The organism is Vicinamibacterales bacterium (genome assembly GCA_041659285.1).
Classification (GTDB): domain Bacteria; phylum Acidobacteriota; class Vicinamibacteria; order Vicinamibacterales; family UBA2999; genus 12-FULL-67-14b.
In genome coordinates this window covers 24,100-43,827 of sequence record JBAZYO010000004.1, presented here as the reverse complement: position 1 = coordinate 43,827, position 19,728 = coordinate 24,100, and the positions used below count along the sequence as shown (strand labels likewise).

At 67.8% G+C, this 19,728-nt stretch carries 19 protein-coding genes; 12 read left to right on the top strand and 7 right to left on the bottom strand.

Features of this window, described 5'->3' with window-relative positions:
- Positions 1–33 precede the first annotated feature (33 nt).
- From WC815_07320 to WC815_07310, 3 genes are all read right to left on the bottom strand, one after another.
- The gene (locus tag WC815_07320) at positions 34–651 is read right to left on the bottom strand and encodes a DUF1326 domain-containing protein (protein ID MFA5908568.1); all 618 of its coding nucleotides are present in this window, start codon (positions 649–651) and stop codon (positions 34–36) included.
- A 30-nt stretch (positions 652–681) separates the two neighbouring features.
- Entirely contained in the window at positions 682–1,080 is a 399-nt protein-coding gene (locus tag WC815_07315; protein MFA5908567.1) for a hypothetical protein, read from the bottom strand.
- 367 nt (positions 1,081–1,447) lie between these two features.
- Positions 1,448–2,821 (bottom strand): S8 family peptidase, encoded by a 1,374-nt coding sequence (locus tag WC815_07310; GenBank protein MFA5908566.1) that lies wholly within the window; start codon positions 2,819–2,821, stop codon positions 1,448–1,450.
- A gap of 91 nt (positions 2,822–2,912) precedes the next feature.
- On the opposite strand from WC815_07310, the gene WC815_07305 reads away from it, so the two are divergent.
- From WC815_07305 to WC815_07295, 3 genes are read left to right on the top strand one after another with little or no spacing between them, the layout of a single operon-like run.
- Positions 2,913–3,905, top strand: a complete 993-nt coding sequence (locus WC815_07305; GenBank protein MFA5908565.1) for an aminotransferase class IV — start codon at positions 2,913–2,915, stop codon at positions 3,903–3,905.
- Positions 3,905–4,834, top strand: coding sequence for an ABC transporter ATP-binding protein (locus WC815_07300; GenBank protein ID MFA5908564.1), 930 nt, complete (start codon positions 3,905–3,907; stop codon positions 4,832–4,834). Before WC815_07305 ends, WC815_07300 begins: the two co-directional genes overlap by 1 nt.
- A 12-nt stretch (positions 4,835–4,846) precedes the next feature.
- Entirely contained in the window at positions 4,847–5,599 is a 753-nt protein-coding gene (locus WC815_07295) for an ABC transporter permease (GenBank protein ID MFA5908563.1), read from the top strand.
- 12 nt (positions 5,600–5,611) lie between these two features.
- On the opposite strand, the gene WC815_07290 is transcribed toward WC815_07295, so the two are convergent.
- Positions 5,612–7,252, bottom strand: coding sequence for a M28 family peptidase (locus tag WC815_07290; protein ID MFA5908562.1), 1,641 nt, complete (start codon positions 7,250–7,252; stop codon positions 5,612–5,614).
- Between the two features lie 121 nt (positions 7,253–7,373).
- Here WC815_07290 and WC815_07285 point away from each other — a divergent pair, with 121 nt between their 5' ends.
- The gene (locus tag WC815_07285; GenBank protein ID MFA5908561.1) at positions 7,374–7,715 is read left to right on the top strand and encodes an STAS domain-containing protein; all 342 of its coding nucleotides are present in this window, start codon (positions 7,374–7,376) and stop codon (positions 7,713–7,715) included.
- A 25-nt stretch (positions 7,716–7,740) separates the two neighbouring features.
- Here the strand turns inward: WC815_07285 and WC815_07280 are convergent, their stop codons facing one another.
- The 3 genes from WC815_07280 to WC815_07270 all read right to left on the bottom strand — a co-directional run bounded on the left by WC815_07280 (position 7,741) and on the right by WC815_07270 (position 11,223).
- On the bottom strand, positions 7,741–9,237 hold the full coding sequence (locus WC815_07280; protein MFA5908560.1) for a hypothetical protein: 1,497 nt from the start codon (positions 9,235–9,237) through the stop codon (positions 7,741–7,743).
- A gap of 106 nt (positions 9,238–9,343) precedes the next feature.
- A complete protein-coding gene (locus tag WC815_07275; GenBank protein MFA5908559.1) occupies positions 9,344–10,336 on the bottom strand; it encodes a hypothetical protein in 993 nt (330 codons plus the stop codon).
- On the bottom strand, positions 10,333–11,223 hold the full coding sequence (locus WC815_07270) for a sigma-70 family RNA polymerase sigma factor (GenBank protein MFA5908558.1): 891 nt from the start codon (positions 11,221–11,223) through the stop codon (positions 10,333–10,335). Before WC815_07270 ends, WC815_07275 begins: the two co-directional genes overlap by 4 nt.
- A 63-nt stretch (positions 11,224–11,286) precedes the next feature.
- Here WC815_07270 and WC815_07265 point away from each other — a divergent pair, with 63 nt between their 5' ends.
- From WC815_07265 to WC815_07230, 8 genes are all read left to right on the top strand, one after another.
- Positions 11,287–12,600: a dipeptidase gene (locus WC815_07265; protein ID MFA5908557.1), complete on the top strand. Its 1,314-nt coding sequence runs from the start codon at positions 11,287–11,289 to the stop codon at positions 12,598–12,600.
- 81 nt (positions 12,601–12,681) lie between these two features.
- Positions 12,682–13,722: a MoxR family ATPase gene (locus WC815_07260; GenBank protein MFA5908556.1), complete on the top strand. Its 1,041-nt coding sequence runs from the start codon at positions 12,682–12,684 to the stop codon at positions 13,720–13,722.
- Entirely contained in the window at positions 13,719–14,993 is a 1,275-nt protein-coding gene (locus tag WC815_07255) for a hypothetical protein (protein ID MFA5908555.1), read from the top strand. The genes WC815_07260 and WC815_07255 overlap by 4 nt, the downstream gene beginning before the upstream one ends.
- Complete coding sequence (locus WC815_07250; GenBank protein MFA5908554.1) at positions 14,966–16,075, top strand: VWA domain-containing protein; 1,110 nt, start codon at positions 14,966–14,968, stop codon at positions 16,073–16,075. The genes WC815_07255 and WC815_07250 overlap by 28 nt, the downstream gene beginning before the upstream one ends.
- Positions 16,076–16,109: 34 nt before the next feature.
- Positions 16,110–16,835: a hypothetical protein gene (locus WC815_07245; GenBank protein ID MFA5908553.1), complete on the top strand. Its 726-nt coding sequence runs from the start codon at positions 16,110–16,112 to the stop codon at positions 16,833–16,835.
- Positions 16,835–17,941 carry a VWA domain-containing protein gene (locus WC815_07240; protein ID MFA5908552.1) on the top strand — a complete coding sequence of 369 codons (1,107 nt, stop codon included), beginning with the start codon at positions 16,835–16,837 and terminating at the stop codon, positions 17,939–17,941. Before WC815_07245 ends, WC815_07240 begins: the two co-directional genes overlap by 1 nt.
- Before the next feature lie 10 nt (positions 17,942–17,951).
- Positions 17,952–18,560 carry a hypothetical protein gene (locus WC815_07235; GenBank protein MFA5908551.1) on the top strand — a complete coding sequence of 203 codons (609 nt, stop codon included), beginning with the start codon at positions 17,952–17,954 and terminating at the stop codon, positions 18,558–18,560.
- Positions 18,557–19,657 (top strand): matrixin family metalloprotease, encoded by a 1,101-nt coding sequence (locus WC815_07230; protein MFA5908550.1) that lies wholly within the window; start codon positions 18,557–18,559, stop codon positions 19,655–19,657. Before WC815_07235 ends, WC815_07230 begins: the two co-directional genes overlap by 4 nt.
- Positions 19,658–19,728 lie beyond the last annotated feature (71 nt).

Sequence of the window (19,728 nt, the reverse complement as noted above, 5' to 3'; positions counted from 1 at the left end):
CTACAGAATACCGTTGCGCCGGCAGATCGCGATCTATTTGCTGCCGGTGTCCCACTTCGAGGTGAAGCCGTTGGTGCCCTTGTGGCTCCACGACTGCGCGGCGCTGGTGTGGGTGTGCGAGACGGATCGGAACTGGGTGTAGTCCTGGAACACGGCGGCTGGCAGGTTCAGGATCTTGACGGCCTGGCCGTTGAACCCGCGCATCACTTCCATGTCCACGGCCGATTCGGGGCCCGAGAAGCGGACCCGCGCGTCGGTGACTTCCATGGTGATGGGCGCCTTGGTGAACGACAGCATCCCCTTCTGGAAGCCCGCGAAGGCGAGGGGCAGCAGGGCCTCCACCGCCTTCATCTGGCGATCCGAGACCTTGTCACTGACGTAGATCTTCGACCACGTCCGCATGTTGAAGGTGACCAGCACCTGCACGCCGGCCAGGTCCACGTCCGCGTAGTGGCCCTGCTCGATCGAGATCATGCGATTGCCCTCGCAGGGCATCTTCGACGGGTCGCCGCCGAAGTTGCAGGGGCACGACACGGTGCAGCTGCAGCTTTCGGCCACGGTGGCGGTCAGGTGCCAGCTGGGGGTCTGGGCCCGCGACGGGACCACGAGCACGGTGAGGCAGATGGCAATCAGGGCAGGGATGGTTCGCATGGCTGACATGTTGGCAGTCCTCTCGTCCGGTTACTTGCCCGCGATGCGGGCGCCCTTGATGTGCTTGTGGCACTGGAAGCAGGTCAGGCTCAACGACATGTATTGGAGCGCCGCGGTGTCGAGGTCGCGCGCCTTGGCCGCGTCACGCAGGTCCTGGATCGCGCTGATGAAGGCGGCGCTCTGCCGCAAGTACTCGGGGCTCTTCAGCACCGACCAGGCCGGGAGCTCGGTGGCGCGCACCAGGGCGGCGCTTTCCCGATCGAGCGACTCGTAGTCGCTGGTCAGGATGGCCTCGAGGATCCTGTTGGTATGGGTCAGCTTGTCGCGCATGAGGCGCCCGGTTGACGGCGTCTGCGCCGATGGCGCCGACATTCCCAGCGTGGCCGCGACCAGCACCAGTCCAACCCATGCGCGCGGAGTGTCTTTCATGGCCCCATTATGCACTCCGGCAGGCCCCCTTGACACCGGCTGCCCGTAGGCGTATCACAGTGGTAGCCACGCCCCTCACCGCCGTGGAGGTGTAATGGTAACAAGCCGTCGCAAAGGCGTGGGCGGCGGAATGGAACGGAACGACAGGGTTCGAATTCTCGGCAAAGGGGGTTGCACGATGAACACTCCGCCGGACCATTTCGCCGCGTGACCGGGTGTAAGTCCCCGGTCACGCGACGAAATTGGAGCAACTCGGAACTGATCTAAACAAATAGTCCCGGCTCCTGCCGGGAGGCGCAAATTGCGCACTGAAGCGCCCGGAGCGGCATTCGCCGCTCGGGCGTTTCGTTTTTTCGGGCCTGCGGGATCAGAACCCGCCGACGTTGAGCCGGCCGCCGGTGACCGTCTTGCCGGCGAGCGACGCCGTGGGAAGGGCGCTGGTCAGGATCGCGGTCCTGATCTGTGCCGCGGTGGCGGTGAGATGCCCCGCCGCGTAGAGTGCGACGGCGCCGGTGACGTGCGGTGTCGCCATCGAGGTGCCGCTGTAGGAGCCGTAGGTCGAGCTGTTCGACTTGCCGGGGAGCGTCGAGTAGATGGCGGAACCAGGCGCGCCGAGGTCGACGGTGCTGGCGCCGTAGTTGGAGAAGCTCGACTTGGCGCCCGCACTCGTGATGGCCGCGACCGCAACCACGCAGTCGTACGAGCCATTGGCCGTGCACTGATAGTTGGACGGGTAGCTGGCCGTGGTGTCGTTGTTGTCACCCACGCCGTCGCTGCCGCCGTTGCCGGCGGCCGCCACGAAGAGGATGTCGGCGTTGCCGCCCCGGTTGATGGCATCCAGCAGTCCCTGCGAGAAGCCGCCGCCGCCCCAGGAGTTGTTAGTCGCCACGATGTGGAAGCCGTGGCGCGTCTTCAAGTCGGTGAGGTAATCAACCGCCTTGATGGCGTTGGCCGTCGTGCCGCCCCGCCGGCCCAGGAACTTGGCCGGGATCATGGTGACCTGCCAGTTCATTCCGGCAACGCCAGTGCCGTTGCCGCCCGCCGCGCCAATCGTGCCGGCGACGTGCGTCCCGTGGTCGTCCTGCGTCCCGTCGAAGGTGCTGTTGTTGTTGCCGTCGAAATCCCAGCCGTTGACGTCGTCGACGTAGCCGTTGCCGTCGTTATCCACGCCGTCGACCGGGTCGAAGGCGTTCACGAAGACATTCACCGTGAGGTCCTGGTGCTGGCGCATCACGCCCTCGTCGATGATGCCGACGTACACCGAAGCCTGACCGGTGTTCCCGGCCGCCCACGCTTCGGCCGCCTGGCTGCCGAACTGATTGGCTGGCGTCGAGGCATCACCGTACATGCCCCACAGCGATCCATTCGTGAAGTACGGGTCGTTGGAAGTGGCGTGGTGCTGGTAGATCCAGTTGGGCTCGGCGAACTCCACCGCGCCGTCGGCGGTGAGGCCGCGGACCGCGTCGGCCACTGCCAGCCCGGGAGGCAACCGGAGCAGCTCGAGGTCGCCCTTGCCGTCGGCGCGGCGAGTCGCGGCCACTAGCACTTCCTCGCGCGTTGCTCGGATGCGACCGCGCGCGGCCGCGCGCGCCGCGGGCGTTGAACGGGCCGAAAACTGGACGAGGACCTGGTTGTTGACGGCATCCGGTGAATCGGGTTGTTGGCCGGCTACTGGCACGAGCACGGCAGTCGCCAGGAGCGCCGAACAGGACAGGAGCACGAACGAACGTGTCAGAGACATGGTCACCTTCCAGAGGTTACCGAGGGCCAAAGGAGCGGGACGAGTATACGCTCCGGAGGGACGAATCGCCACATGCTAGAGTGGGCGGCCAATGGCAGCCACTTCCCCTTCCCTTCGCCTGCTGAACACCGATGACATCCTCGCCGGATTGCACGCCTTGCGCGAGAAACAGCCGGTCAAGTACTGGGCGTTCTATTCGAGCCAGCTTGGCGGCGTGGTGACCGACCCGGCGCTGATGGTGATCCCGTTCGACGATCACATGGTGCATCGCGGGCACGGCATCTTCGACACGGCGAGTATCGTCCGCGGCAGGATCTACGACCTCGACGCGCATCTCGATCGGTTCATGCGGTCGGCGGCGCGGTCGAACCTGCAGCTGCCGGGCACGCGCGAGCACATGCGCGACATCGTCATTCGCACCACGGCGGCTGCCGGCCAGCGCGACGGCGCCATCCGCTACTGGTTGTCGTCCGGGCCCGGGAGCCTGGAGCTCAGCCCCGCCGCCGGCGCCGAGCCGGGGTTCTTCGTGATGATCTTCGCCGGGCTGTCGTATCCCGAGCGCTGGTATACCGAAGGGCTGCGGGTGATGACCACCACGTTGCCGATCAAGCCGCCGCTCTACGCCATCACCAAGAGCACCAACTACCTGCCGAACGTGCTGATGCAGATGGAGGCGAAGAAGGCCGGCCTCGACAACGGCGTCTTCATCGACGAGGCCGGGCATGTCGGCGAGAGCTCGAACATGAACGTCGCGTTCGTGACGCAGGACGGGGTGTTTCGCCATCCGAAATTCGATCACATTCTGTCGGGCTGCACGTCGCTCCGGCTCTTGGCGCTGGCGCCCGAACTGGTGAAGCAGGGGCGGATCGCGGGCGTGGAAGTGTGCGACGTGCCCGTGGCCGACGCGCGCGCCGCCCGCGAGATGATGCTGATCGGCAGTTCGATCAAGGTGGCGTCGATCGTCGAATGGGACGGCGCGAAGATTGGCGACGGCAACCCGGGTCCCATCGCCAGGGCGCTCATGGCGCTGCTCGAGGAGGACATGCGCAGCGGCGACCGGTTGATCGACGTGCCCGGTCTCTGATGAGCGCGTCCACGCCGCCGGTCGTCCGGGTCGCCGGAATGCGGAAGACCTACGGCCGGACGGTCGCGGTTGACGAGGTGTCGTTCGACGTCGCCGACGGCGAGATCTTCGGCCTGATCGGACCCAACGGCGCCGGCAAGACCACCACCATGGAGTGCGTGGAAGGGCTGCGCCAGCCCGATCGCGGCTCCATCTCGGTGCTCGGCCTCGACCCGTTTCGCGACGCCTACCAGCTGCAGGAGCGCGTCGGCGTGCAGCTCCAGCAGGCCCACCTGCAGAAGCGCATCAAGGTGTGGGAAGCGGTCCACCTCTGGGCCTCACTCTATAGACGACCGGTCAGCGACGGCGACCGGCTGCTCGAGCAGCTGGGCCTCGCCGACAAGCGCAACGCGTGGTTCATGACCCTCTCTGGAGGCCAGCAGCAGCGGTTGTTCATCGCGCTGGCGCTCATCAACGATCCGGAAGTGGTGTTCCTCGACGAATTGACCACCGGCCTCGATCCGCAGTCGCGCCGCACCATCTGGGATCTGGTGCGTGGCATCCGGGCCCGCGGCAAGACCGTGTTCATGACCACGCACCTCATGGAAGAGGCCGAGCGGCTGTGCGACCGCGTCGCCATCATCGAGCACGGGCGCATCATCGACATCGACACGCCGCCACGGCTCGTGGACCGGCATTGCCCCGGGCGGTCCGTGGTCCTGGTGACGCGGGACCCAGCCGCCGAGGCGTGCTTTGGCGCGCTCCCGCACGTGGACGAAGTGCTGCGCGCCGACGCCGAGTTCACGATTCACGGGCGGGGCGACGGCTTCGTCACCGAGGTGATCCAGTGCCTCGCCGAGCACCAGATTCGCGTCAGCGACTTCCGCACCGTGTTGCCCAGCCTCGAGGACGTGTTCCTCAAGCTGACCGGCCACTCGATTCGCGACTAGGCAGGCGCCCTCATGCTGCGTGGACTCCTGCAACTCACCTGGCTGGAAATCAAGATCTTCCTGCGCGAGCCGCTGGGGGCGATCGGGACGCTGGTGATGCCGGTGGCCGTCTTCCTGATCGCGGGCCGCGCCCTGAACCGGGGTGGCACCGGAGCGCCCTCGCCGGCCAACCTGGCCTTCATGCAGGCCGGCCTGCCGGTATTGGCCGCGCTGTTCATTTCCATGAGCGCCGTCATCTCCCTGGTGACGGTCGTCTCCATCTATCGCGAGAGCGGCATCCTGAAGCGCCTCCGCGCCACGCCGCTGCGGCCGCCGACCATCCTGACCGCGCACGTGCTGGTCAAGCTGGTGTTCACGGCGTTCTCGCTGGTGCTGATGACGCTGGCCGGCAGGCGCTACTACCCGGTCGGCCTCGACGTGCCCCTGATCGGATTTGGCGCGGCGCTGCTGCTGAGCACCCTGTCGTTGCTCTCCATCGGGTTCGTGATCGCGGCCATCGTCCCCACCGCGCGCTTCGCGCAGCCGATCGGCGCGCTGACGTTCTACCCGATGATCGCGCTCTCGGGCCTGTTCGCGCCGGTGGACGCGCTCCCCGCGGGGCTGCAAACGGTGGCGCGGTTGCTGCCCGTCACCTACGTGGTGTCGTTGTTGCGGGGCATCTGGACGGGCGAGCCATGGTCGGCGCACCTCGGCGACATCGCCGTGCTCCTCGTGGTGGGCGTGGCGTGCACGGCGCTGTCGTCCCGCGTGTTTCGCTGGGAATGACCCGCGTCGCGCCTACGGCGCGACCGGCTTGGGCCGCGAATCCGCGTTGGCGAGATCCCAGCTCGCCTGGTGAATCAGCCGCGCGATCTTCTCCATCTTCACGTAGTTGATCTTCTCCGGCCGGTCGTAGACGGTGTGATAGTCGGGATGAAGCCCGGTCATGAACCCCAGCGCCGGCACGCCGCGCTGCAGGAACGGCCACTGGTCGCTGCGGCGGACCAGGTTCGACAGGTTGTTGTCGTAGCGGCGCTTGAGCTCGAGGCTGATGCCGGCGTTCGCCTTGTCGATCGCCGCCGACAGGTCGGGCGTGCGCGCAAAGCCCATCACGTTGAGCGTGTTGCTGTTCGACTCCGCGCTCTGCACCTCGAAGCCGTTGAAGCGCGCACCGCCGCCCACCTGCACCTCTTCGTTGCGGCCGATCATGTCCATGTTGAGCACCGCCGCAATCGTGGTCAGCGGCGCCAGCGGTTCCTCGGTGTAGGCCCACGCGCCGAGCAGCCCGCGCTCTTCCGAGTTCCACGCCGCGAACAGGATGCTGCGGCGCGGGCGGCGGCCCTGCTGCGCCGCCAGCGCGTAGGCATCCGCGATCTCGAGCAGCGCCACGGTGCCGGAGCCGTTGTCGTCGGCGCCGGCGAAGACCTGGTCGCCGTTGTGATCGAAGTGCGCCGAGACGATCACCCATTCGTCCTTGAGTTTGGGATCGCTGCCTTCGAGCAGCGCGACCACGTTGCGGTCGGGGATGGTGTGCCGATCGACGGCGGTGGTCAGCTCGATCTCGACGCCCGGTAGCGGCAACGGCGTGAAGCCGCGCGCCGCCTCCGCCGCCTTGCCCAGTTCCGCCAGCGTCTTCCCGGTGCCGGCGACGAGCGACGCTGCCAGAGCGGGGGAGATCTGCGCCGCGGGAATGTGAATGCGATCCGCCCAGGCGGCGAGGGTGAACGTGCGCAGGTGCGGCCGCGCCTCGGGCCAGACGTTGCGCGCCGTCTGCTCGAAGTTGGCGGTCCCCGGATGGTTGTGGATGTCGCTCACGAACAGGATGGCCGCCGCCCCCTTCTCTTGCGCGGCCAGCGCCTTGCGCCACGCCGCCGCCGGCTCCGCGGTGACGACTCCTTCGAACGGACTGTCGGGGTCGCGCTCGCCGGGCTCGTGGTCGAGCACGAGCACGATCTTGCCCTTGACGTCGCCGTTGTAGTCGTCGTGCCGCCACCTGGGCGCGCCGATGCCGAAGCCGGTGAACACCACCGGCGCGGTGACCTGTCCGCTCGCGCCGAACCGCTGGGGATAGAACTCCTGCCCGTGCCGATACCGGCGCGCGCCGCCGCCTCCCCCCGTCACCGCCAACGCATTGCCCTCGCCGAGCGTGGCGGTCATCAGGTTGTAGTTCTGGAAGTAGGAATTGCCGGCCCCGGCGGGCTTGAGGCCAAGCCGTTCAAACCGGGACCGGATGTAGTCGCCGGTGGCGCGGTTCTCGACCGTGTCGGTCAACCGGCCACGCATCGCATCCCCGGCCAGGAAGAACAGGTCGGCGCGCAGGTCCTCCTGGCGAATGGACTCGTTCTGCGGCGCCCGCTGCTGGGCCGCCAGCGAGACAGTGGCAATCAAACAGATGGCGATGAGCACGCGTTTCAGCACGGTGACCTCCCGGGGGCGCATTGTACATGCGGTCGCGCCGTATTGGATTGAGGTAGACTCCCCCCTGCGAGGCGCCGCCCCCCACGGTCGCGGAATCGTCTCACCATTACCCGGGTGCATCCGGGCCGTCGAGGGATTTCGCATGCAGATCACTGAGCGCACGATTGGCGACATCACCGTCCTGGATCTCCAGGGCAAGCTAACGATTGACGATGGCGCGACGTTGCTGCGCGACAAGGTGGCGAGCGTCGTGTTCCAGGGCCGGAACAAGGTCCTGCTGAACCTGGCCGGGGTCGGCTACATGGATAGCGGCGGCCTGGGCGAACTGGTCCGCTGCTCGATGGCCGCCCAGAAGGCCAACGGCGCGGTCAAGCTCGTCAACCTGACCAGCCGCATCACCGACCTGCTGACCATCACCAAGCTGCTCACCGTGTTCGACACCTACGACTCGGAAGAGAAGGCGCTGGCCGGCTTCACCGCCTGAGTCGCACGCGCCGCGCGCTTCCCGCTCAGTAGGTCACCCGCACGCGGTACTTGAGTACCACCGTGCCGTCCGCCGCCACCGGCACCTTGAACTGCGCCGCCCACGCCGCGGTCTTGGTCCACTCGTGCGACGAGCGAATCATCCGCCACGTGCCGCCCAGCGGCTCGTTGACTTCCACCGATACCGCGGTAGCCTTGTGATTGCGCAGGGTCACCTCGTACTCGAACTCGTAGACGTTGCCGGTAATGCGCTGGAAGTCGATCTGGCTGCGCTCGCACACCACGTCGAAGGCGTTGCCGATCTTGACGTTGAGCGTCTCGTCCTTCGGCGTGTGCATGATGCGGTCTTCGCCGACGAACTGCACGCCGCCCTTTGAGTCTGCCTGATACACGCGGAGCACGCCCGCCGGCATCGGGATCCCCAGCCCGCCTTTCTGCTCGTTCTTGAACTGGTAGTAGACCTGCACCAGGTCCTTGAGGGGGGAACCCGGGTGCTGCTGGTTGTGGTAGTAGTAGTTCTGCCCGTCAACGACGTAGCGCTTCACGATTGGCACGTCGGTCCCCTCGAGCATGCTCACCTGCTTGGTCTGGTTGTTGTTGATGGTCGTCTTCCGGCCGAGCGTGTAGAGGTGATAGTCGGAGAACGCCTCCTGGGCCATCGCCTCCGCGGCCGCGGGTGCGTCGCGGCGAGCCGCCATCTCCTGCATCATCTTGCCGACCTGCTGGCGCACGCGATTGAGGTCGCCGGCCACCAGCTGCAGCTTCGCGTTGCGGAACGCGGTGCCGCTGCCGTTGGTCAGCGTCACCCAGCCGTTGAGGTCCGCGGCCTTGTCGTCGCGGGCCACGGTGAGGACGTAGTCCGCATTCCACGCGAGCTTGGTGGCGAGATATGACGCTTCGACGCGATGGCGCGACTCGCCGTCGTTGGCGACCGTCCAGATCAGCGTGGGCCGTGAATACAGCGTGCTGGGCAGTTCCGGGAACCGGATGTGATCGGCGCCGATCCCGGTGACGATCTCGTTGCCGATCTTCCACACCGGCGCGGCGTTGTAGCTGAGGAGCAACGCCTTCACTTCCTCCTGTCGAGTGGTGCCGCCGTCCTGCCGCGTGCGCATCAGCGTGACTTCGCGTCCCACGTACTTCCGCAGCAGCTTGTCGGGCTCGAGCAGGTCGTATTCGTAGTTCTGCTCGAGCACCTTCACGCGGGAAGGCTCGGTGAGTGAGCGGAAGTGCACCGTCGCCGGATTCACGGTGGCGGCAATGTCCATGAACCGCAGGTTGCCGACGCCGCGCGCCAGTTGCAGGTTGCGGACGTCGCGCACCAGCGCGATGTCGGAGTTGTAGACCGTGATGGCCAGTTCGGATTGGTCGTCGAGCGTGGTCGTCAGATCCTGCTCGTCGCTCGTGACCGGCGCTTCGTCAATCACCGCAGGTTCGGCTTGCAGGGTGGGCTGGGCCTCGGGCCGCAGCAGCAGCGCGCCACCCAGGATGGCGAGCGAGGCGAGATACGTGCGTGCAGACATGGGAACCGCTCCTTGAGAACGGGGCCGTTCGTGGCCCCTTTCCCTTAGAACGGGGCTGGGGGAAATTCTTGCAGTTGGTGATCTGGTGACTTGGCGATTTGGCGATTTACGGCCGGCGCCAGGTCCGGCCGCCGTCGTCGGTGGCGAAGGTGCGCCCATCCGCGGACGTGACCGTGGCCGTGCGAGCGTTCACAGCGGTAACTGACGAGAGGTCGGTGACCTCAGAGAACGGCGCTCGCGTGAAGGTGCGGCCGTCACCGGACACGAGGACGAGGCCGCCTCGGCCGACCAGCCAGCACACCGTCGCTGAAGGCGACGAGCCGGCCGTGATCTCCAGGCCGGCGGGCGAGGAGGCCGGGAGCCACGTGGCGGCGGCGTCGGTTGAGTACTCGACCGTGCCGCCGGCGCCGGCACGCCAGCGGTGGGTGACGTCCGGCGAGGCCACCTCGATGACTCGCTGTTCCCGTCGAAGCTGGGCCAGCGCGGGCGGGGCGGGTGCGGCCGCCCCCACGCGTCCCTCGGCGGCGTTGTCGGCGCGCATCGGCGCCTCGGCCTTGCGCGCCGTCTCTTGCGCCGTCCCGGCGGGCGCGGTCGCGCGCTCGCTGACCATTTCGCGAGCGACCGTCGGCGCGGTCGGCGCCGGCGATGCCGGGACCGGTGCGGCCGGGGCAGATGCCGCCGGGGCAGGCGCGGCCGCGTCCTTGGCTGACTCTGGGATCTGGGCCTCGACCACCTGCTTCGGCGCGCTCTCCGGGATCGTGGTGGGTCCGCGCGGCACGACCATCCACAGCGTGGCCGCGGCGGCGCTCGCGGCGAGCGGGGCAAACCACCAGCGCCACAGGCGCGCGCCTTTCGCATCCGCGGCGGCCGCCGCCGGCGTGGTGCGCGCGACCGTGGCGAGCAGGGCCTGGCACCGTTCGCAGCCAGACGCATGCGCCTCTGCCAGGGCCGCGGCCTGCGGATTGAGGCCGCCTTCCATCCAGGCCGCCACGGTTTCCGCGTCGAGGCACGCCGCCGATGCGGGCGCGGCGGTGGCCGCGCCCAGCTCGTGCTTGAGCAGCTGCTCCAGTTGGCGGTCGCGATCGCGTTCGGCGTTCACGAGGGGTCCTCAGGGTTAGAACGATCCGCGCCGGGCTTCTTGCGGGCGCCATCCGGCGGCAGCCAATCGTCGAGATTCATCGGCCCCGCGTCAGCCGATACGCTGGCAAAGCACTCTGAAATCTCGCGGTCGCCGAACCCGTTATGTTCGCGCAGCTGTCGCTCCACCTCATCCCGGATCGCGCGCCGGGTGCGCGTGAGATGGCGCGACACGGTCGCTTCGTGCTCCCCCGTGAGCCGGCCAATCTGCGCGAGCGTCATCTCTTGCGCATAGTAGCAGCCGAGGCGCAGGCGATCGCGCGGCGCCAGCGCGGCGATGGCGAGTCCGAGCGCGGCGCGCATCGCCGCCGAGAAACGCGGCCGATCGGGGTCTGGCGCGGCCGGCTTGGCGGCGATGGCAACCGGCGACGTCTCCTCAGGGAGCGGATCGAGGCGCCGCCTCTCGCGGATGCGATCGACGAAGCGTTGCGCCACCAGGGTACGCAGCCAGGTGCTGAGGCTGCTTCGGCCATGGAAGTAGCGGAAGAGGGATTGCCGGTCGCCATCGCGCTCCTTGACGCCGAAGAGTTCGGCGTAGAGGGCGTCGGCGACTTCGCGCGCGCCGCCGTGTGCGTCCACGGCGTCGGCGGCGCGGTACAACGCGGGCCTGAACTCGGCGACGAAGTGGTCCCACGCGGCCTCGTGGCCGCCGGCACACGCGCAGGCCAGGGCCAGGTCGGCCAGGTGCAAGGTCCGCAGGTATCGATCGAGTTCCCCATCCGAAGGAATTCGGCCGGCAAACGCCTTGGCCGCGCTTCGTACCAAGGCGTCCACCAGCACGGCGCGTGGCAGGTCCCACCGGCCGGCATTGGCCTCCCGATACAGGCGCCCGGCCCGTGCCTCATCCATTCCCGCCAATCGTCTCTCAGTTTTACTCGGGATGGTAGGATCTGCGCTTCAGGAGATCTGCCCATGAACCGCCTTGCTTCATTCGCCGCCGCCCTCTTTTTGTTCGTGACCCTGGCCGATCCGCGGCCCTCGGCCCAGGCCGGCGCCGACGCCGCGCTGATCGCCAAGGCCCGGGCCATTCACGAGCGCGTGATCACGCTCGACACGCACGACGACATTGACCCCGACAACTTCACGCGGCAGAAGAACTACACCCAGCGGCTCGAGACCCAGGTCAACCTGCCGAAGATGATGGAGGGCGGGCTCGACGCCTCTTTCTTCATCGTCTACGTCGGCCAGGGGCCGCTGACGCCCGAAGGCTACGACGGCGCCTACAAGCAGGCGGTGGCCAAGTTCGACGCCGTGCATCACCTCACCAGGGAGATCGCCGCCGACCAGATCGAGCTGGCGCTCACCGCCGCGGATGTGCCCCGCATCGCGAAGTCCGGCAAGAAGGTTGCCCTCATCGGCATCGAGAACGCCTACTCGCTCGGCACCGACATCAAGCGTGTGAAGGAGTTCCACGATCGCGGCGGCCGCTACCTGTCGCTCGCGCACAACGGCCACAGCCAGTTCGCCGACTCGAACACCGGCGAGCGCGACGGCAAGTGGCTGCACAACGGCCTGAGCGAGCTCGGCAAGCAGGCGATCGCCGAGATGAACAAGTGGGGCGTCATGGTGGACCTTTCGCACCCGTCGAAGGCCGCCAACATGCAGGCGATGGCGCTGTCGAAGGCGCCGGTCATCGCCTCGCACTCCGCGGCGCGCGCGCTCGCCGACCACAGCCGTAACATGGACGATGAGCAGCTGATGGCGCTGAAGAAGAACGGCGGCGTCATCCAGACCGTGGCGTTTGCGAGCTACGTGAAGATCAACAAGCCCGACTCGCCCGAGCGCGCCGCGGCGATCGCGGCGCTGCGCAAGGAGTTCGGCCTCGGCATGCCCGGTGGCGGCCCCGCTGGCGGCACGGGCGGCGGCGGACGCGGTGGCCTCAACGCGATGTCGCCCGAGCAGCGCGCCAAGTACGATGCGCGCATGGCGGAGATCGACAAGAAGACCCCCGGTGACCCGCGCGCCACCGTGGCCGACTTCGTCAACCACATCGACTACCTCGTGAAGAAGATCGGCCTCGAGCACGTCGGCATCTCGTCGGACTTCGACGGCGGCGGCGGCGTCACCGGCTGGAACGGCGCCGACGAGACCTTCAACGTCACGCTGGAACTGGTGCGCCGCGGCTACACCGAGGAACAGATCGGCAAGATCTGGAGCGGCAACCTGCTGCGGGTGATGGCTGACGTCGAGCGGGTGGCCAGGCAGATACAGGCCGGCCAGAAGTAGCGGACGGCGCGGCCCGCCACGGCGGGCCGCGCTGTTGTTTCAATCACGTGGTGATGCCGGTTTCGCGGTAGGATCTGCGCGGTGCACGCGGAACTCCAGGAAGCCATCGACTTCCACCTCGCAGTAATCGCGGAAGGCAGCAAGGCGCTGGTCGGCTACGACATCGCAAAAGCGGTCGCCAACGTCGTCCTGCTCTCCGAAATCCCGACGACCTACGACAAGCGCACCGAGCGCCAGGTCAATGCCGGCAACCTGTTGCTGCGGGGCGTGCCGGGCGTCGGCAAGACGTTCTTTGGCGTCATCCTGTCGGCCATCAGTGACGCCAAGTTCGCCCGCATCCAGGGCCGCGCCGACCTGCAGCCGACCGAAGTGGTCGGCTTCCAGATGATCAACCCGTCCACCGGGGAACTGGTGACGGAGTTCGGGCCGATGGCCGCCGCGGAAGTCATCCTGCTCGACGAAATCAACCGCATTCCGCTCAAGTCGCAGAGCGCCTTCCTGGAGGCGTTGCAGGACCGCACGATCACGGTCGGCAAGACCACCTACGAGCTGCCGGCGTTCAGCTTCGCCATTGCCACCATGAACCCGGTGGAGCTGGGGCAGGGCACCTTTCCACTCTCGGAAGCGGCCACCGACCGGTTTGCGGTCATGGTCAACATCGGCTACCTGCCTCCCGAAGAGGAGGAGAAGCTGGTCAACTTCGACTTCAAGCACGTCACGCTCAACCCGTTGCTGTCGAAGCAGCGCATCATCCAGTTGCGCGCGGTGATCAACCAGGGCGTGTTCCTCCACGACCGGCTCGGCCGCTACATCCAGAGGCTGGTGGCGGCGACGCGTCCGTACAACACCGACACCGACTGGCATCACCATTCGCCCTCGGAGCTGGTGGAGCGCGGCGTCGACCTCGGCGCCTCGCCACGCGCCATCATCTGCTGGAGCCGTCTCGCCAAGGTCTGGGCGTTGCTGCAGCACCACCGCGCCGAGGTCTACCCGGAAGACATCCAGGAACTCGCCCCGTTCGTGCTCGGCCACCGCATCTGGCTCGGACCGCATGCGGCGGCCCATGGGCTCACGGCGGAGGCCGTGATTCGCGACGTGATCGACCAGGTGCCGGTGCCATGAGACTCGTGCTCGCGGTGGTGTCGGCGTTGCTGCTGTTCTCCGGTGAACTCCGGCTGAAGCCGGAGGCCACATTCGGCGCGGCCACGTTGCTGGCGCAGGACCATAGTGCGCATGCCCCCGCGCCGGCCAAGCCCGCGGCGGCGCGGCCGGCCGCGCCACCGCCGCTGACCCCGGCGCAACTGCGCCCCGGCGGCGTCGAACCCATTCGCTGCTGGTGGCAGTCCAGTACCGGCGCCATCACGATCGGCGAGTCGTTCAACGTGGTGCTCACCTGCGCCGTGATCGAGACCGACTCATTGCAGGTCGTCGCCGACGAATCCCGCCTCGGCGTGGCGTCGATCCAGATGGCCCCATTCGAGATCCTGGGCGGCTCGCACCCCGCCGACGCGCACCGCCAGCAGCGGCGGTTTTTCCAGTACCACTACCAACTGCGGCTGATCGGCGCCGACGCGATTGGCCGCGACGTGAACGTGCCGGCGTTGTCGATTCCCTTCCGCGTGCACAGCCGCGTCGGCGCGGCCGCGGCGCTCGAAGGCCGCGACCTCACCTACCTGATGCCGGCGTTGCCCATCAAGGTGCTGTCACTGGTTCCAGCCGAGGCCGCCGACATTCGCGACGGTTCGGACGCCAGCCTGGGCGCGGTCGAGTCACTCCGGTTCCGCAGCAGCCTGTTCGAGATCCTGGCGGTGGCGCTGGCGGCGATCGCCACGGTGGTGGCCGTGCTGGCCCTGGTGCCGCTGGCCCGGCGCGCGCGCAAGACAGCCGATGTCGCAAGCGGGCAGGTGCCTGATCGAGCGGTGGCCGCGCGTGCCGCCCAGGAACTGGCCGAGGTCCAGGCGCTCGTGGCCGGCGACGGCTGGACCGACGCCGCGGTGGCGCGAGCCCTGTCCGCGCAGCGCGTCATCGCCGCCCTGGCGATTGGCCGTCCGCTGAGCGAGAAGGTGATGACCGGCAAGGGGCCGACCCCGGAAGGCCGGCTGGCCGTGTCGCACGGGCGCGTGCGGCCCATGCGGGCGGCGGTGTCGAGTTCGGTGACCGCCACCGATGTGGCTGCTGCCGGTTCGCGATTTGATGCGGCGGTGTCGTTGACCCGGCGGCAGCAGCTCGAAGGCTTGCAGTCGGCGCTGGCCGCGATGACCGCCAATCTGTATCAGCAGGCTCCGGTTCGGGACGCCGCGACGTTGGACGAGGCGACACGCCACGCGCTGAGCGTGGCTCGCGACCTCGAACGCGAGCGGAACTGGTGGAGAACGTGGTGGTCGCGGCGCTGACGACCGTGGCCCAAACGGTGGCCGCCGAGTGGGCGGTGTTCGACCTGGACGGGCTCCAGTTCTGGCGCCGCGACACCGGACGCCTCGCGCTGCTCGCAGTGGTCGGGTCGGCCGCCTTGTTTCTGCTGATCCGGTCCGCCTTGAGCGGCAAGCCCGGCCGCCATCAGATCGTGCTGCCCGCCTTGCTCCGATCGGTGCCGGGCTCGCGCCTCGCCTGGACGCGCCATTTGCCTCTCGTCCTGTTCATCGCCGCCCTGCCGTTCGCGCTGCTGGCGCTGGCCGACCCGTACTCCTCGCTGGTGGTCGAGAACGTCACGTATCCCGGCCGGCGCATCAGCCTGATGATCGACGCCTCCGACAGCATGCAGACGTCCTTCAAGGCCACCACGCTCAACACCCGCAACGAGGTGCAGCCGGCGTTCTTCACGACCGTGGCCGCCGCCGAGCGCTTCGTCCAGCTCCGCCGCAAGGGGCGCCACCGCGACCTGATGGCCCTGGTCGAGTTCGGCAGCCGCGCCTACGTCATCACGCCGTTCACGAGCGACTACGACAACCTGCTGCTGAGCATGGCGCTGATCGGCGACCCGGTCGAGTTCTCGCAGTTCCCGGAGTCGGGCACCGTGATTGCCAGCGCGCTCGAAGAGAGCATCGAGATCTTCAAGGCCTTCAACTTTCTCGAGGCCTCGGGCAACCTGATGGTGATCTTCACCGACGGCGAAGACACCACCTCGATCGTCCACGGGCGGAGCCTCGACGACATCCTGAAGAGCGCCGTGGACAACAAGATCCCGCTGTTCTTCGTGCGAACGAACTACAACAAGGAGTTCGGCGACGGCATCCCCGACGCGAAGTGGCAGGCTGCGGTCGAGAAGACGGGCGGCCGCTACTACGTCGCCAAGAACGAGGCCAGCCTGATCGCCGCGGTCGAAGACATCGATCGGGAGGCCGTCGGCACGATCGAGACGCGACAGTATTCGAGCCAGCAGCCGCGCTTCATTCTGTTGGCGCTGGCGGCGGCCGCGTTGTGGACCGGCGCCGCGAGCCTCAAGCTCGCGACACCGTGGTTCGGGAAGTTACCGTAGGAACGGTTCTGAAGGGTTCTGAAAGGTTCGGGATATGAGAATCGTCTCCATTCGACTCCTGGTTGCGGTCGTGCTCTTCGTGGGCGCGTGGCTGTGCTGGTCTGAAGCCGCGCTGGCCACTCGCGTGGCCGACGCGCGGCAGCAGATGGCCACGCTGCAGTTCGAAGTGGACGATGAGCTCGTGCCCGAGGCGACGGTGTCGGATTACCTGCCCGGCGATCGGGGCCGGCTGTCTGACGACATTAGGCGCATCCGCGCCACGGTGTCGTACTGGATCGGCGGCTACGACGCGGTGATGGAAGAGAAGACCCAGGAATTGGATCCTGAAGTGCTGCTGACCGCGGCCAATGCCTCGTTCCGAGCCAGCGAGCGCGACGGCGGCACCCAGCAGGAACAGGTGCAGCGGCTCGACGGCGTGCTGCAGGCCTACGCCTCGGTGCTGAAGGCGGCGCCGCGCCACGCGGAGGCGGCCTACAATTACGAATACGTGTCGCGGGTCCGGGACCAGGTCGCGTCACGGGTGCCCGGCAAGACGCCACCGGCTCCGGCCGCGGCGGGGCCGGTGCGGGCGCGTGCCCGTTCGGCAGGCTCAGGGCGGGCGGGCGACCTGCCCGCGGGCACGACGATTCATGGCCGCCCGGGCGGCCCGCCCCCGGACATGAAGGCGGAGGAGTTCGAGGTGATCGCGCCGATGGAGTACGGCGATCGCGAAGCCCAGCCTGAGGCCACGCCCGGCGGCAGGATTCAGCGAAAAGGATAGTGGTCGAAGGCCTGCAATTCGGCGCGCCGCATTTTCTGTGGCTGCTGGCCGCGCCGGCGTTCCTGCTGGTGGCGTGGGTGTGGCGCCTCGTGCGCCGGTGGTCGGACCTTCGTCACTTGCGCGAGCGGCGAACCATTCCGGTGCGCGAGCGGTTCGGCCTCGCCGGTGATCTGCCGTTCTGGCTTTGCCTCATTCTCGCCACCACCAGCGTCATTGTCGCCGTCGCCCGCCCCCAGGGCGTGACCACCATCGTCGGCCGCGCCGGCATCGACATCGTCATTTTGCAGGACGGGTCGGCGTCGATGCACGTCACCGACGTCGTCGGCGAGTCGTCAGCGGGCCCCGCGACTCGCTGGCAGCGCGCCATGGCCTTCCTCCGCCTGCTGGGCGACTCGCTCAGCTGGAATGACGACCGCCTGGCGCTGACGGTGTTCGCGCACATCGCCACGCCGCAGATCCGCCTGACGCGCGACCCGAACACGGTGTTCTTCTTCCTCGATCACCTAAGCGGCCGCTCGCCGTTCCGGCTCGAAGATGACACGACGTGGGACACCAACCTGGAACAGGGCATTGCCTGGGGCCTGCGCCTGCTCGAGAAAGACCGGGAGATTCACGGTCCGTCGCCCAACGCGAAGATGTTCGTGATGATCTCCGACGGCGAATCGTGGAGCGGCGAGGTGGCGCGCTCGATCGAGCTGGCGGGGCAGGCGCACGTGCCGCTCTATGTGATCGGCGTCGGCACGCTGTCGGGCGGGATGTTGCCGGTCAGCGTGAACGCCGACGGCGAGGAAGAGCCGTCGCCGGGCCGCTCGCGCCTCGACCGCCCGTCGCTGCAACGCATTGCCGCCGCCGGCGGCGGCCAGTATTTCGAGCTCGATCGGGACGCCGATCGCGACATTGCCAACGCCATCATCGATGCCGGCCGCCGGCAGGCGCCGACCACGACCGAAGAAGGACAGGTGCAGGAGTTGTACTGGCGGTTCCTGGCCGCCGGTGTCGCCCTCGCGGCGGCCAGCATCGTCTTTCTGCGGGAGCCGGTGGAACTGGGCCTGCAGTTGGCGGGGGCGTTGCTGGCTGCCGTAGGGCTTCTGCGCTTTCTCTGGTAGCGTGGGCGGTATGGGCGGTCCTTCTCGCCTCATCGCCGCGTTCCTGCTGATCGTGGCCCAGGGCCTGCTGCAGGCCCAACCACGCGAGCCCGACTTCGGCACGCTGTCGCTGGACCAGCTGACCGAGCGTGCCGCGGCCATCGTGGTCAGCACCGTCACCAGCCGCCGCGCCGAGTGGGAACACTTCGGCGCCTCCAGACTCATCATCACCAAGGTCACGATCGAGGTGGAGCAGAGCCTGAAGGGCAGCGCGCCTCGCACCCTCACCGTTGACGTGCTGGGCGGGACCATCGGCGACGAAACGCTACGGGTGTCGCACGTGCCGGAGTTTCGGGTCGGCGATCGCGACGTCCTGTTCCTCAACAACGCGCCCCACGCCGTCAGCCCGCTGGTCGGATCCGACCAGGGCCGTTTCCGGGTGATGAACGAAGCGGGCAGCGGCACGGCGCGGATGCTGACCGTGGGATTTGCGCCGCTGGTATCGGTCGAGGCCATCGGCCTGGCCACCTCGGCCCAGGGTGGCGGTGGTCTCGTGCGGTCGATGTCGGCGGCCTTGTCGCTCAGCGATTTCGTGACGCTGGTCCGCGACCGCGTGCGGCAACTGGAGCGGCGCCGATGATCCGCCGCTGGTGCGTTCCCCTGGCCGCGCTCGCCCTGGTCCTGGTCGCCGCGGACCGTTCGCCGGCGTATTGGTACGACGGCCCGCGATGGGCCGGCAACCCGGTGATGTCGCTGCAACTGGGCTCGATCAGCAACGGCGTGACCCTCATCGACGGCTCCACCACCTGGGGCCAGCCGGCTGAGTCCGCGATGGCGATCTGGAACCAGTACATGGACACCGTCCAGTTCCGGGTGATCCGCGACTCCACCGCCTCGACCGGCCTCGGCAACGGCGTCAACAACGTCTTCTGGTCGTCGTCGATCTACGGCCGATCGTGGGAGTCGTACGCCGGCTACTGCCTGTGGCGATCGAGCGGCAGCGCGATCACCGAAGCCGACGTGATCATGAACAATCAGCTGTCGTGGAATTCGTATCGCGGCAACGTGCGCTCGGGGACCGTCGACTTCCGCCGCCTCGTGATGCACGAGTTCGGGCACGTGATTGGCCTCAACCATCCCAACGATCACGGGCAAAGCGTGAACGCGGTGATGAACTCGGCGCCGGGCAACACCGACACGGTCACCGCCGACGACATCTCGGGGGCGCAGTTCCTGTATTCATACGGCGGTACCGGAAGCGTATCTTTCCCCGCGCGCAACGAGTCGTTTGATTTCCGCAACCAGCTCGAATCCAAGTACCGAGACGGCCTTCGCCGGGGCAACTCCAACACCTTCGTCGACCGCGAAGGCGACATCGTCTGGATTTCGGAGTACTACCGGTACCGCGTCAACGGGTGCTCGCACGGCCAGGCGCAGACGCGGGTCTTCGCGCAGATCGACAATACCGGCACCTACGGCGTGTGCGGCACGGCCTCGTCCGGCACCATCGCGTTCCCCCCTCGCAATGAAGCCCTGGACTTCCGGGTCGGCCTCGAAGCGAAATATCGGGACGACTTGCGGCGCGGCACCACCCAGACGGCTGTTGACAACGAAGGCGACGTCGTCTGGATCCAGGAGTACCTGCGCTACCGGGTGAACAGCTGCAGCCATGCCGTGGCCATCGACAAGGTGTTCGCCCAGATCGATGGGCGGGGCGTACAACCGGTCTGCCGTTAGCCCGGTTCTCCATCGGTTCGGCCGCGGATCGGGTGCATGGCAGACCTCAGTGCGTTGAGCAGCCGCGCGCA